Here is a 12,752-nt window from a genome sequence, read left to right as displayed (position 1 = left end):
CGCCTACGACCGACCGATGGAACGGACCGCCCATGGCCTACGGACGAACCACGATTCCGCCCCTCCCCCTGCTGCGCGCCGTCGAACGCTTTCGCGACGCGCTGGCCGTGCTACATCGGAGAACGGTCCCCGGCCACATCGCGCTGATGGAGATGATGACGTCCGGCTGGCTGGCGCAGGCCATCGCGACGGCCGCCGAGCTCGGCATCGCCGACGAGCTCGCTCACGGTCCGCGACAGGGCTCGGAGCTGGCCACCGCGGTGGGCGCCGACGAGGACGCGCTGCACCGGCTGTTGCGCCTGCTGATCAGCCACGGCATCTTCGCGCGGCGGCGTGACGGCGCCTACCGGCTGACCCCGCAGGCGCGGGCACTGTGCCGGGACAACCCGGTCTCACTGCGCGACGCCTTCCTGTTCTTCGGGTCCGCCCAGCATCGCGGCCACTGGTCGCATCTCACCGACGCGGTGCGCACCGGCACGCCCGTGGGGCCCGCGCTGAACGGGATGCCGTTCTTCGACTACGTGCAGACCGACCGCGAGCTCGGCGAGCTGTTCGACAACGCGATGACGAGCATCAGCACACTCGCCCTCGAACCGCTCTTGGCCGCACACGATTTCGCGCGCTACGACACCATCGTCGACGTCGGCGGCGGCCACGGCAGCCTGCTCGCCGAGATCCTGCTCCGCGCACCGCGATCCCGCGGCATCCTGTTCGACCTGCCCGAGGTGGTCGCCGACGCGGCGCCGGGTCTGGCCGAACGCGGCGTGATCGATCGCTGCACCGTCACGGCCGGATCGTTCTTCGAGTCCGTACCCGAAGGCGGCGACGCCTACCTGCTCAAGCACATCATCCACGATTGGCCGGAACCGGACGCGGGCCGGATCCTGCGCACGCTGCGCACCGTCATGCGCCCCGACGCGCGGCTGCTGCTCGTCGAACTGGTTCTGCCCGAGCACAATCGGCCGCATCCCGGCAAGTACATCGATATCGAGATGCTGGTGAACGCCGGGGGCCGCGAACGGACCGAATCGGACTATCGAGAGCTGTTGGCGCGCTATGGCTTCACGTTGCTGCGCGTCATCCCGACCGCGTCACCGGACAATATCCTGGAAGCATACCCGGCCGATCGGTAGCATCGTGGCAGTGCTCCAGAGGGGGAAGCCATGGCACACGACGAATCTCGCGATCGTTCCGAGGACCCGCGCGCGCACTGGCGGCATCTGCCGCCGGAGCCGCCGGAGCCCACGCGGCACATCGAGGAGATCTATGTCGGACCCAGCGCGTCCGACTACGCCCTCCCTGCCGCCGACCCCGATCAGGACTTCATCCGGCGCTACGGCGGCTGACGCTCAGGTCGTGCACACCAACGCCTGCGCTATCAGCGCGAGGTAGAGGGCGAACACGAAGGCTACGGCAGGCAGGACCGGATGTTCGGGCTTGCCCGAACGCAGGAACCGCCATTCCCCGTACACCGGAATCAGCAACAGCGCCACGGGAATCCACGCCGCGACGGCTCGCACACCGCTGCGCTCCCACGGCTGGACCAGAACCGAATCGACCGCCACCGCGAGCACGGCGAACCCGAGGATCGCGACCGCACAACCCGTGACCCCCCACCGATTCGAGTACAGGTGCTCCCCCGGCCGCCGTTCCCGTGCGGTCTTGCGGGCGAACTCGAAATGCAGGAACGCGCCCGCGAAGATCGCCACGGCGGCGACCGCCTGCCACCGGGCGGCGACCTCTCCGGTGTCGATCGCCGAGATGAGCACGTAGCCTGCGATCAGGATCTGAATCGGGTACGTGACGACGAGATTGAGCAGGATTCCGGTGCGCACCGCGGCCGACCACCGCTCCACGGCCCACAGGAACAATCCGTACGCCAGGACCGCCGCGATCGCCACGCCGGAGACCGCCGCCAGGACGAGACTCGCGCCGACCGCTCCGATCGCCAGCACGCCCATGGCCGCGCGCAGCTCGCCCGTGCTCACCGCACCCGTGACCAGGGGCCGATCCGGATTGTGCACCCGGTCGTAGTCCAGGTCCTTCTGTTCGTCGACCATCCGCAGATACAGCAGCACGAAGGCGACGACGACGATGCGCGAAACTGTGGCCGAGCTCGGCTGCCACGGTGTCTCCGGCTGGGACACCAGGGCCGCCGTCCCCTCCAAGGCCAGCACGAAGACGACGGCGTAGAGCAGGTAGTGCGGCTTGTACATCACGGCGGTGAAGCGCGCGAGACGCCGCACCGAATCGAGCGGGCTCGGCGCCCGCACCTCGCTGTTCACGCCCCGCCCCACCGCTCCCACGCCGTGACCTCGGTCGCGGGCAGCCTGCGCGGGGTCTCCTTCGGCGGGCCGGGCAGCAGGTGCGCGACCGGAAGCAGCGCGACCTGCGTGACCTCGTCGAAGGGGATGGCCAGCAGCTCGGCGACCTCGCGCTCGTAGGCCAGGTGAGCGGTGGTCATGGTGCCGCCGAGCCCCCGGTCGTGCAGTGCGAGCAGGAAATTCCAGACGGCCGGATAGATCGAGCCGTAGAAGCTGGCCAGGTGCAGCGCCGAACCGGTCGCGGGCGGGCGGCCCAGCGAGCACGCCAGCACCAGCGCGGGCACCTCGTGCATGCGTTCGGCCAGGTATTGGCCGGAGGCTAGGTCGCCGAGCTGATCGGGTCGCGGGGTGCGGGCGGACAGGTACGCCGCGAAACCCTTGCGGTAGAACTCCGCGATCTGCTGCCGGGTGCGCGGGTCCTGGACGACGAGGAAGCGCCACGGCTGCCGGTTGGTGCCGCTCGGCGCGTGTGCGGCGGTGTCGAGGCAGTCCAGCAGCTCGGCGCGGTCCACGGGGCGGGTGAGGTCGAGTCGTCTGCGGAACGCGCGGGTCGTCCGCAGCAGCTCGGCGGCGTTCATCGTGGGTCCGCGAGTGACTCGGAATCCAAAGCGTCCGCGTCAAATTCGAGGTCGACGCAGGCCGCGACGGCGCCGGCCTGCCGGATCTCGCAGTGCACGACGGTGGTGTCGAGGCCGGGCTCGGTGATCTCGGCGACGCACTCGGCGTGCAGATCCAGTTCCACGAACCGGTCGAAGGTGCTTGCCAGACAGACCAATCGGGGCTGGTCGCGCAGCACCATGCTCAGCGCGGTCTGCCTGCACGCCTCGATCAGCAGGCTGCCCGGCACGTGGTCGAGCTGGTGATCGAACAGGAACGGATGGGACAGATCGGGGACGAGGGCGGCACGGGCGACGCGACCGTCCCTTTCCGGGGCCGCGATCACGACATTGCGCCGGTTCTCCCGGCCGACCACGGCCGCCTCGGCGCGCTCGCCCAGCGCCGCCGCCCCGTGAAAGGCGCCGATTCCCAGGCTCTCTCGGAATTGATCACGCAGCGCGGCCCACTGCCTCGGCGTCGTCCAGGAGAACGAACCGTCCACGGTGAGCATCGGCTCGCCGCCGGAGAAGATCTCCAGCACCATGTCCAAGCCCTGCAATGCCTCGCCGCGGCGATGCCTGCGCGGTACCCGCACCTGCATCACCAGATCGGCGGGTGCGATGCCGATCTCCCACGCCGGGGTGTCCGAGCCGGTGCCGTTGAAGGTCCGCACGATGAACGCCATATCCGCGGGCACGCCGTAGAACTCGTGGGTCGAGGCGATCGCCGCCTGCCGCGCTGCCTCCATCACCACCAGTGGGTCGTGACGCATGCCGAGCGATCCGGCGTGGTCGCCGTAATAGGCATGCATGCGAGGTAGTTGCGCACCGACCAGGAAGGCGTCGGGCCCGATGGCGTCCAGTGAGGTGACGAACACCTCCGAGACCGCGCAGCGGTGCGCCTGCTGCCTGGGGATGGTGCGGTTGTGCGTGGCGGTCTTCTCGACTGCCGCGGGTGTTGTCACGATCGGCCCTCCAACCATTCTCGCGCGGCCACCGGCGGCAGCGTCTGGCGCTGCGAGCCGACCCGCATCGGAAGCACATAGGACCCGAGCACCAGGACCGACCAGGGATCCAGCTCCGCGCCCGCGGCCCACGCCGAATACAGCAGCCGCGCACCGTCCGCGTCTTCGGCCGGGCCCGCGTCGATTCCGGCGCGGCGCAGCGCGTCCAGGATCGAGCGCAGCGCGTCGTCGCGGTCGAAGCTGCGCACCGGGACACTCGCGTACAGATCGGCGGCCAACGCGCTGACCGCCGCGGTGCGGTCCACCCGCGCCGCCGCTTGCCCGAGCAGATCCGCGCGGGTGTCCTCATCGAAGTAGACGGCCAGTTCGCGCAGCACGTCGGCCGGATCGTCGGGGGTGTGCACCAGGTTCAGCAGGAAGTTGTGCCTGCCGAGCACGTAACGGAGTTCGCCGGGTTTGCGTTCGCGCGGATCGGTGGCGCCCTTGCCCTCGGTGAGGCGGATCGGCACCGGCAGCGCGTCGTCTGTGCCGTGCACCACCAGCACCAGCACCTCCGAGATGCCGATCAGCAGATCGGCCAGCCGCCTGCGCTCGGGCGAGGCGATGTTCCACGCGAAGTACCACAGCGCGCGCACCAAGTGCCGGTTCACCCGCATCCGGTGCGCCGCGACGACGCGGAAACCGTTGGCGGGCAGCCATTGCAGGGTCGGTTCGATGGCGCGCGCCACGATCGCGTCCGGTTTGAGCAACAGCAACGAGTGCTGCCTGGCGAAGCCGACCGGATCGATGCCGAGGCGCTCGAGCTGTTCGACGGCCTCCTGCACGTACGTGTCGTCCGCGTAGGCGTCGATCTTGGCGGCGGTGGGCGTCAGCTCGGCGAGCAGCGCGTGCAGCGACGCGCCGCCTCGATCCAGTGGCGTCGCCGTCATCGCGGCACTCCGCCGAAACCGTTGGCGGCCAACACTTCGTCGATCGAAGGCAGCGGAACGCCGAGGTAGCCGGATTCCAGGCAGTAGTCCAGCAGCAGGCGCAGGTACTCCTTGCCGGTGGGCGGCGCGGGGCGGCCGAGCAGTATTTCGGCGCCGGTGGTGTCGAAGTCGAGCCTGCGCACGAAGTAGCTGGTGTAGAGCGCGCCGATCCGGCGGTAGTACTCGCGCTCGACCGGATCCAGATCGTCCTCGGCGAACGCCGATTCCGGCACGAAGGTCGCCACCTCGAAGGACGGGTACTCGGCCAGCACGTCGGACACCTCGCGCAGCGAGAGCGCGTCGCGACCGAGCGCGTGCAGCGTGCGGTACCTCGCCGAGTCGAAATCCAGTACGGCCGCAGCGATCACGTCGGCCACGTGGTCGACCGGCGCCAGCGCCAGCGTGGCGTCGTAGCGGCCGGGCAGGGTCCGCAGCTTGCCCTCGACCATCAGCTTCACGACGGTGTAAAGGTTCTTGTATTCGCGGATCTCCCCGGTGGACACAGCGCCCGTGACGATGCCGGGCCGCACGATCGCCCACTGGAGTCCCTGCTCGTCTGCCGCACGCACCATTTGTTCGGCGCGGAACTTGCTGCGCTCGTAGCCGTTTCCGAACGACTGGCCGACGTCGAGCTCGTCCTCGCGGACCGTCCCTCCGCGCATCCCGCACACGTACGCGGTGCTGACGTGCACCAGCGGCACATCCCACTCCAGCGCCAAGGCGATCGCGTGTTCTGCGCCGCGCACGTTGAGCTCGTCGTAGTCGGCGGCGGGCGCGTCGAAGGCGGTGGTGGCCGCGCAGTGCACGATCACGCCCACGCGCTCGGCCAGGTCGGCCGTGTCGCGCGCCGACAGGCCGAAGCCGGGGCGGCGGATGTCACCCGCCACCGGCGTGCCCGCCTCCAGGACCGTGCCGTCGTTGCGGACGATCTCGGCGTTGCTGTGCAGCACCGCGGCGACCGGCCTGCTCGCGGCCGAGAGCCGAGCGACCACCTCGGCGCCGACCAGGCCGGTCGCACCGGTGACCAGCACGGTCTCGCGCTCACCCATGACCGTTCCCCCGTGATGCGCCCACGACCAGCGCGATCACCTCGCCGACCCGGCGGACCCCGACGAGGTCCTCCGGACGTTGCCTCGGTAGCTCGAAAGCCCGCTCCAACGCCACGGTCAGCTCCATCAGGCGCAGCGAGTCGAAGCCGAGATCTTCCACGAGGCGGTGCTCGTCGGCGAGGTCGGCGGGCGGTTGCGGCGCCATGGTGTGGACGAGGCGTCGCGCCCGGGCGGCCAGGGTGGTGTCGGCGACGGCGGTCATGAGGGTTCGCTTTCCCGGAGATGGGGCTGGTGGCCACCGGTGGTGAGCAGGTCGCGAGCCTCGTCGAGAGGCAGGTCGGTGTTCAGGTAGGCGGCCAGCCGCAGCCAGTCGTAGCCGATCGCGAGGGTGCGCCGCCACTGTTCGCGCGAGTCGAACGAGGCGGGGAAGACGAGCGCCGAATCGGCGCCGCCCGCCACCTCGCGCACCAACGCGACGAAATCGTCTAGGGTCGCCAGCCCCGCCACAGTGTCGCCGCCGCGCAGTAGTTCCGAGAACCGCACCCGGCGTGCGGCATCGAGCCGAGCCAGCACCTCCGCGCGCCGCCGCGTGCCCGGCGGCACCGAGCGCGCGACCGTGGCGACCGGCGCCACGTCGGCGGGCAGCGGATGAACGCCGAAGGCGGACAGCAAGACCCGCACCGCCATGGCGACCATGCGATGCGCGGCGATATCGGCGACACCACCCTGCCCGTTCTTCACCGCGCCAGCCAGATCCTCCCTGGCGTTCTCCAGCACGATGTTCGACCACACCAGGTGCAGTGCGCACTCGGTGAAGCGGCGCGCGGGCAGCGGCGCGAGGGTGACGATCGCGTCGTCGCGGGCCGCGCCGGTCAGTCCCAGCGCGGGCCGGTGCGCGCTCGGCACCGGCGTGTAGGGCGCGACGGGCTTGCACATGGCGAGCGCGGGTTCGATCGGGCCCGCGCCGCGCCACTGCAACCCGACCAGGCCGAGTCGCACGAATTCGGCCAGTTCCGTGGTGATGTCGCGTGGGGCGTGGGCAAGGACGTCGCGCAGGGAATGCTTGAAGACCACCGATCGCCAGGCGCGGGCAGCGTCGTCCGAGAGCGCGAAGACGTCGCGGTCGTGGCGGACGACGTGCACCCGGCCGCCGATGGTCCACGTCGTCACGCCGGGGCGGCGGGCGAACAGGATGCGGTGCGGGTCGTCGGTCGTTTCCTCGATGCCGAGATCGGCAACCAGTTGCCAGAGCGGCCGCCAGGTCGTGTCTTCGGCCGCGCGGCGCGCTCGGGAGTCCGGGAGGAAGGCCGGGGTGTCAGGGTGCGACACCGCCTGTGCCGATCCGGATGCTGTGGCGGACAACGAGTCCGGCTCGACTGTGCGGTGTCCATTGGTCGTCGGCTCGGGCATGGCGTCACCGTTGTCCCCTCGGAGGGTCTCGAAGGTCCACGTCCCGGGGTCGCTCAGCTCCCGGTAGCGGTCGATGACATCGCGAGGGCCGATGCGATCGAGCTGGCTCGGCAGCCATTTGGTCTCGAGATAGGTCTCGCCACGGCGGGCCGCCCACGCCTTCATGGCTTGCAGCAGTCCGTCGCGGGCCCATTCGCTCGCCTCGTCGTGCGCGCGCAGCGTGCGCAGCGCCGCGGCATAACGCAGCGCCTGCACCGCGCGGGCCGTCCACCACTCCGACATCCGAGTTCGGAAGTCGTCGTGCGGAAGCAGCGCGCGCAAGCCGTCGATGTCCACCGCGCCGGGCCGGGCCACCGTGGCGCGCAGGAAACGCTGGCAGCGGTTGAGCAGATCCTCGTTCAGCGCCGCCGGATCGCCCGCGGCCGCCTGACCGAGCTGACGTCGCAGCTGTGCCACCGAGCGGGTGCGGACCTCCACGCGGCGACCGTCGATGAACAGGACCGTCGGCAAGGTCGGCAGGTCCTCGCTTCCGGGGACGACCGCGAGGAAGTCCACGTCGGAGCCTTCGTTGCCGAAGCCTTCGGCCAGCGATCCTTCGAACAGCACCGCCGAATCATCGTGCAGTGCAATACTTTCCAGCGCGGAATCGAGGAGTCGACGCACGCGCTCGGTCGGCAGGGCGGGCACCGGCTCGGCGGATGCCAATGGCCGAACGTCCTCCGTGCGCTCGGCGCGGGACACCATCGATCGCGGGCCGTCCGGCGCCGCGCCGTCCGCGTCTGCGGATCGGCGGTCTTCGGGGGCAGCGGATCCGGGCTGCGCGGCGGCGGTCAGTGCGGTTGTTCCATCGGCTTCGTGGACTTCCACCCCAGTGAGTTCGCCGTCCCGGAACAGCTGCCACAGGTGGCGGCGGCGCGGCTTACCACTGGACGTGCGCCGGATGGTGCCCCGAGGACCCGTGACGATGGTGATCGCGGCGGCGGGGCCGAGCTCACCGCGAATCACCCTGTGCGCCTGAGCTATCCAGTCGCCGGAGGGGGCTTCGGCGAACAGCGCGATGCCCGGTGCGCCTATTTCGGTGAGCGCGACAGCGGCCAGTTTGCCTTTGGTGAGACCGGTCTCCCCCGCCACCCGGGATTCGATGTCTTCCATGAACACCGAGCGCCCGCGCACCTTGAGGCTGGTGCCCATCCTTCCGAGCACGAAAACCTCACCGCGGTACAGGAATCCGGCATCGCCGGTGCGGAGCTCGCCGTCCCGGATCCGGGTCGCGCCGCCGTCGTCGTCCCCGGTGTAGCCCATGGCCACCGAATCGCCGACGACCACTAGTTCGCCGAGCACGCCGTCGGGCAGCTCGCGCCCCGCCTCGTTCACCGCGCGGACGGTCGATTCCGGTGTCGAAAACCCCAGGCCGGTGATCCACCCCGAGCCCTCGACCCGGTGGGCGTCGTCCAGGGTCGCCTCGGTCAGCACCCGAACCGGTTGGCCGAAGCGCAGATTCGGCGTATCGAGGCGCAGCGCGGTGATCGGCCGTCGCCGGGCCGAGGAGGTCACCATGAGCGTGGCCTCGGCCAGTCCGTAGGCCAGGGTGTAGGCGTCCGTCGAGAATCCGCGGGGGCGGGTGAGCTCGGCGAACGCCTGCAGGTCGGCCACCTCCACCGGCTCGGAGCCGACGGCCAGAGTGCGCCAAGCGGACAGGTCCAGATCGGCGATCTCCTCCGGCCGGACGCGGTGCGCCACATAGCCCAACGCGAACGACGGCGAGGGCGTGTGCTGGGCCGAGGCCATCGCGCGCAGCCAACGAGCCGGGTCGCGGACGAACTGGTCCGGGCGCATCAGGTAGAGATCGCCTTGGTTCGTGACGGTCGTCAGGAACGCGCCGACCAGGCCCATATCGTGGTAGAGCGGCAGCCACGACACCATGGCCTCGCCGGGACGCCAGTCGACGAGCCGGGAGATCATGGCGATGTTGTTCGCCAAATTGCGCCAGCTGACCCGCACCCCGCGCGGCGTGCCGGTCGAACCCGAGGTGAACTGCAACAACGCGCAGTCCGCTGGTGCGCCCAGTTCGCGCCGGACGGGCGCCTGCGGCCGCCGTGCCCCGATCACCAGCGGCTCGTCGGTCCGATCGGCGGCGACCGCCGCCCGGCGCACCAGGTCCTCGAATTCCGGCGAGGTCACGACCAGCCGCGGCTCGGCGGCGGCGAGGATGGCGGCGATGTGCGCGACGATCTGGTCGAGATCGCCGAACATGGGCGGCGCGATCGGCGTGAACACACCGCCGCAGGCCCAGACCGCGTAAAAGGCTGCGGTGCAGGCGAATCCGGTGGGCATGATCACGCAGGCGCCCGCGCCGCCCGCGAGTCCGTGTTCCCGCATCAGCGCGGCGATGGACCACGACTGCTCGGCGAGTTCGTGATAGCTGCGAAACTCCCAGCCGTCGGCCTCGTCGGCCAGGTGGACGCCCGTCTCCCGCGCCGGCCGCAGGAGCCAATCTCGCACGGCCGCAACATCTTTGTCAGATACCATCGCGGTGATCTCCTTCGGACAGCACAGTAACCGTTCCGGCCGTTCCGTCCACCCGAATTCGCATACTGGTCCGTATTCTCTTCGTGACGTCCTTGACCTGAACGACGGTCGGCACCCCGAGCTCGCGCGCCACGATCGCCACGTGGGTCAGCGGGCTGCCGCGCTCGATCACCAGCGCCGACGCCGAGGGCAGCGCCGCGACCCAGCCGGGGTCGGTCCGGTAGGCCACCAGGATGCCGCCCGCGACATCGCCCGGCTCGCCGACGACCACCGCGTCGCCTTCCACGATTCCCGCCGCCGACGGCGTGCCGCCGAGGACGGTGCCCACCGCCGCCGCGGGCATCTCACGGACCGGCACCCAGCCCTGCGCGGCCAGTTCCGCCCGACCGAACGCGCCACCCCTGGTGACGAACCGCGCGGGCGCGACCAGCTCGGCGTCGGCGGCGCACTGCGCCTTGCGGGCGGCGACCAGCGCGCGCAACGGACCGGTGTCGGCGCCCTCGTAGCAGCCGCGCAGTTCGTCCACCGTCAGGTGGAACACGTCGGCGAACTCGTCCAGCACGCCGCGTTCCGCCAGATCCCGGCCCATCGCCCGGATCATCCGCTTCACCATGCCGAAAGCCCTGGTGCGGCAGAACCGCAGGCGCTCGCGATGGGCGGCGCACCGCGACACCTTGCCCCGCAGGCGCTCGTAGACCCGGCGGCGTGCGCCGCGCACATGGGCGTCGAGATAAGCCTCCGCCTCGTCGCCCCGATCCGACGGCGCGGCCGCCTCGTGCACCCGGCCGAGCGCGCTGCGCAGCATGATGAACAGCCCCGAGGGGTCCTCACGCAGATCCGGCGTCTCCAGCTTCAGTTCGTCCAGGCTGCGGTAGCCGTAGCGGTCCAGGTAGGCGTCCACCTCGGCGCCGAAGCCGGGATGATCGGCCAGTGCGGCGAACAGCCGGTCCGGCGGGGTCGACCGCACCAGCGCCGTCAGCTCCGGATCCGCGTCCACCGTCCTGGCGAGCGCGGTCATCGCGCGGGCGGGCTCGGCCGATTCGACGTCGGCGCCGGGCCCGACGACCGCGTAGAGGAACCACTCGGGCGCCTTCGGTAGCAACGCTTTGGTCAGCGCGTAGAGCAGGCCGGTACAGGTCAGCAGGATCGCGTCGAGCACCATCAGCGGGCCCCACCGCTCGACGAGATCGCGATCGACCCTGCGGTAGGCGACATAGGCCTCTTCGCCGGACAGCGACGCGTAGTCGAGTCCGTCGTATTCGTCGTAGACGCGGTAGAACTCGGCGAGGAAGTCGTCGACCATGACGTCGATGCCGAACAGCCGGCGCAGATAGGTCGCCGTGGTCACCGCGCGGGAGCGCAGGCGGGCGAGCGGGTTGCGGAAGACGAAGGGCCGCAATGTCTTCGCGAGATCCTCGGCCAGCGGCTCGGCCACCCCGAGCGCGGCCTCCAGCACCCGGCGATTGAGCGGGTAGCCCGGCGCGATGCCCACCATCCGGTACCAGTGCAGCAGGTTGTAGTACACCCGGCCGTGAAAGTAGCCGAGCAGCACCGGAGTCCACGTGTCGGTCTGCCGCAGCTGGGCGGTCGGCACCCGCAGCGAGGCGGCGTAGCCGCGGTACACGCGACCGTAGATGTCCGCGGCGGTGGTGTAGGTCAGCGGGGAGGTGATGCCGCTGAAACTCTCGATGATGTTCGAGTTGTCCCAGATCCGCAGTTCGCCGGGCGCGAGCCGCTCACCCGCGCCGCGCAGCAGTGCGTCCGGTGTGTTCGCGGGCCGCAGTTCGGTGGTGATCGGGCGGGACTGGAGTACCCACAATCCCACGTCGTCGAGCGCCCACTCGATGTCCTGCGGTGCGCCGCAAACGATTTCGATCTTGCGACCGAGTTCCGCCAGCTCGGCGATCTCGGCGTCGGTGAGCACGGCGCGCTCGCGCAGCGCCGCCGCCACCTCGCCGACCTCGCACCCCTGCTCCGCGGCGGGGGTGTAGCGGCTCTCCTTGTCGCCGACGACCGTGTCCAGCACGGCGCCGGTCGCCTTCTCGACGGTCACCGTGTCCGCGTCCACCGCACCGGACACCAGGCCCTCGCCGAGGCCGTACACCGCGCTGATCACCAGTTCACCGGGCGCGCCGGTGCTGGGATTAGCGGTGAACAGCACGCCGCCGGCCCGTGCCGCCACCAGCCGTTGCAGCACCACGCCCGGCGCGCCGCCGACCGGAAGCGCCCGCGCGAAGGCGTACCGTATCGACCGCTCGGAGAAGGCGGACGCCCAGCAGTCCCGCACCCGGTCGGCCACCGCGGCGACCCCGTTGACGTTGAGGAAGGAGTCGAACTGTCCCGCGTAGGAGTGCTCGGCGCCGTCCTCGGCAACCGTCGAGGAGCGCACCGCGATCGGCCCGCCGCCGATCCTGGCGTACCCGTCGGCGATCAGTTCCCGCAGCTCGGCGGGCAGCGGCGCGGATTCGATCGCGGCGCGCAGTTCTGCGCCCAGCGCCAGCGCGCGCTCCAGGTCGTCCGCCGCGCCGATCGCGGAAACCCGCTCGGCCAGTCCGTGTTCGGCGAGAAAGCGCTCGAACGCGTCGGTCCCGAGCGCCACCCACTCCGGAACGCGGAAGCCGCCGTTCTGTACGGCGTGCAATCCGCGCGCCTTGCCGCCCGCCCGCGCGACGATCGTCGCCAGTTCGTCCCACGACCCGAGTACCTGCACGGCATCTCTCCCATCGCCCCTGATCGACGCGCCGGAGCCGGGCGCCCCGGGCTCGGTATCGGCCACGCGAAAACCAAGGGTTTGTCTGGATATATCCGAGTTGTCGGCTTGGCGTTAGCCCCTGATCCAGTGGTACCAGTTCCCGAACAGTTCGTCGCGCGGCGCGTGACACCGATATGCTGCGGGCAGTTCGTGGGTTCG

General features: G+C 70.5%; 10 protein-coding genes. 2 read left to right on the top strand and 8 right to left on the bottom strand.

Annotated elements, in window-relative coordinates; all coding sequences use genetic code 11:
- Nucleotides 1–32 precede the first annotated feature (32 nt).
- Together AC3ERS_RS01780 and AC3ERS_RS01775 are read left to right on the top strand one after the other, a co-directional pair.
- Nucleotides 33–1,133, top strand: coding sequence for a methyltransferase (locus AC3ERS_RS01780; protein ID WP_431962730.1), 1,101 nt, complete (start codon nucleotides 33–35; stop codon nucleotides 1,131–1,133).
- A gap of 30 nt (nucleotides 1,134–1,163) precedes the next feature.
- Nucleotides 1,164–1,346, top strand: a complete 183-nt coding sequence (locus AC3ERS_RS01775) for a hypothetical protein (protein ID WP_431962728.1) — start codon at nucleotides 1,164–1,166, stop codon at nucleotides 1,344–1,346.
- Between the two features lie 3 nt (nucleotides 1,347–1,349).
- Here the strand turns inward: AC3ERS_RS01775 and AC3ERS_RS01770 are convergent, their stop codons facing one another.
- The 8 genes from AC3ERS_RS01770 to AC3ERS_RS01735 are packed head-to-tail and all read right to left on the bottom strand — an operon-like array spanning nucleotide 1,350 to nucleotide 12,551.
- Complete coding sequence (locus AC3ERS_RS01770) at nucleotides 1,350–2,306, bottom strand: UbiA prenyltransferase family protein (RefSeq protein ID WP_431962726.1); 957 nt, start codon at nucleotides 2,304–2,306, stop codon at nucleotides 1,350–1,352.
- Nucleotides 2,282–2,902, bottom strand: a complete 621-nt coding sequence (locus AC3ERS_RS01765; protein WP_431962724.1) for a nitroreductase family protein — start codon at nucleotides 2,900–2,902, stop codon at nucleotides 2,282–2,284. Before AC3ERS_RS01765 ends, AC3ERS_RS01770 begins: the two co-directional genes overlap by 25 nt.
- Nucleotides 2,899–3,885, bottom strand: coding sequence for a ScbA/BarX family gamma-butyrolactone biosynthesis protein (locus AC3ERS_RS01760; protein WP_431962722.1), 987 nt, complete (start codon nucleotides 3,883–3,885; stop codon nucleotides 2,899–2,901). The genes AC3ERS_RS01765 and AC3ERS_RS01760 overlap by 4 nt, the downstream gene beginning before the upstream one ends.
- On the bottom strand, nucleotides 3,882–4,814 hold the full coding sequence (locus AC3ERS_RS01755; protein WP_431962720.1) for a nucleoside-diphosphate kinase: 933 nt from the start codon (nucleotides 4,812–4,814) through the stop codon (nucleotides 3,882–3,884). The genes AC3ERS_RS01760 and AC3ERS_RS01755 overlap by 4 nt, the downstream gene beginning before the upstream one ends.
- Entirely contained in the window at nucleotides 4,811–5,902 is a 1,092-nt protein-coding gene (locus AC3ERS_RS01750; RefSeq protein ID WP_431962718.1) for an SDR family oxidoreductase, read from the bottom strand. The genes AC3ERS_RS01755 and AC3ERS_RS01750 overlap by 4 nt, the downstream gene beginning before the upstream one ends.
- A complete protein-coding gene (locus tag AC3ERS_RS01745; RefSeq protein WP_431962716.1) occupies nucleotides 5,895–6,164 on the bottom strand; it encodes an acyl carrier protein in 270 nt (89 codons plus the stop codon). The genes AC3ERS_RS01750 and AC3ERS_RS01745 overlap by 8 nt, the downstream gene beginning before the upstream one ends.
- Nucleotides 6,161–9,814, bottom strand: coding sequence for an AMP-binding protein (locus AC3ERS_RS01740; RefSeq protein WP_431962714.1), 3,654 nt, complete (start codon nucleotides 9,812–9,814; stop codon nucleotides 6,161–6,163). Before AC3ERS_RS01740 ends, AC3ERS_RS01745 begins: the two co-directional genes overlap by 4 nt.
- Before the next feature lie 16 nt (nucleotides 9,815–9,830).
- Nucleotides 9,831–12,551, bottom strand: coding sequence for a phosphoenolpyruvate synthase (locus AC3ERS_RS01735; RefSeq protein WP_431962712.1), 2,721 nt, complete (start codon nucleotides 12,549–12,551; stop codon nucleotides 9,831–9,833).
- Nucleotides 12,552–12,752 lie beyond the last annotated feature (201 nt).

This window comes from Nocardia sp. bgisy134, from assembly GCF_057708325.1.
Note: the sequence above shows the minus strand (reverse complement) of the source record. Positions and strands in the feature narration are given on the sequence as shown.

Excerpts from the sequence above, each read along its gene's own strand:
- AC3ERS_RS01765 (WP_431962724.1), bottom strand. The coding sequence starts at position 2,902 with ATGAACGCCGCCGAGCTGCTGCGGACGACCCGCGCGTTCCGCAGACGA.
- AC3ERS_RS01775 (WP_431962728.1), top strand. The coding sequence starts at position 1,164 with ATGGCACACGACGAATCTCGCGATCGTTCCGAGGACCCGCGCGCGCAC.
- AC3ERS_RS01750 (WP_431962718.1), bottom strand. The coding sequence starts at position 5,902 with ATGGGTGAGCGCGAGACCGTGCTGGTCACCGGTGCGACCGGCCTGGTC.
- AC3ERS_RS01755 (WP_431962720.1), bottom strand. The coding sequence starts at position 4,814 with ATGACGGCGACGCCACTGGATCGAGGCGGCGCGTCGCTGCACGCGCTG.
- AC3ERS_RS01780 (WP_431962730.1), top strand. The coding sequence starts at position 33 with ATGGCCTACGGACGAACCACGATTCCGCCCCTCCCCCTGCTGCGCGCC.
- AC3ERS_RS01745 (WP_431962716.1), bottom strand. The coding sequence starts at position 6,164 with ATGACCGCCGTCGCCGACACCACCCTGGCCGCCCGGGCGCGACGCCTC.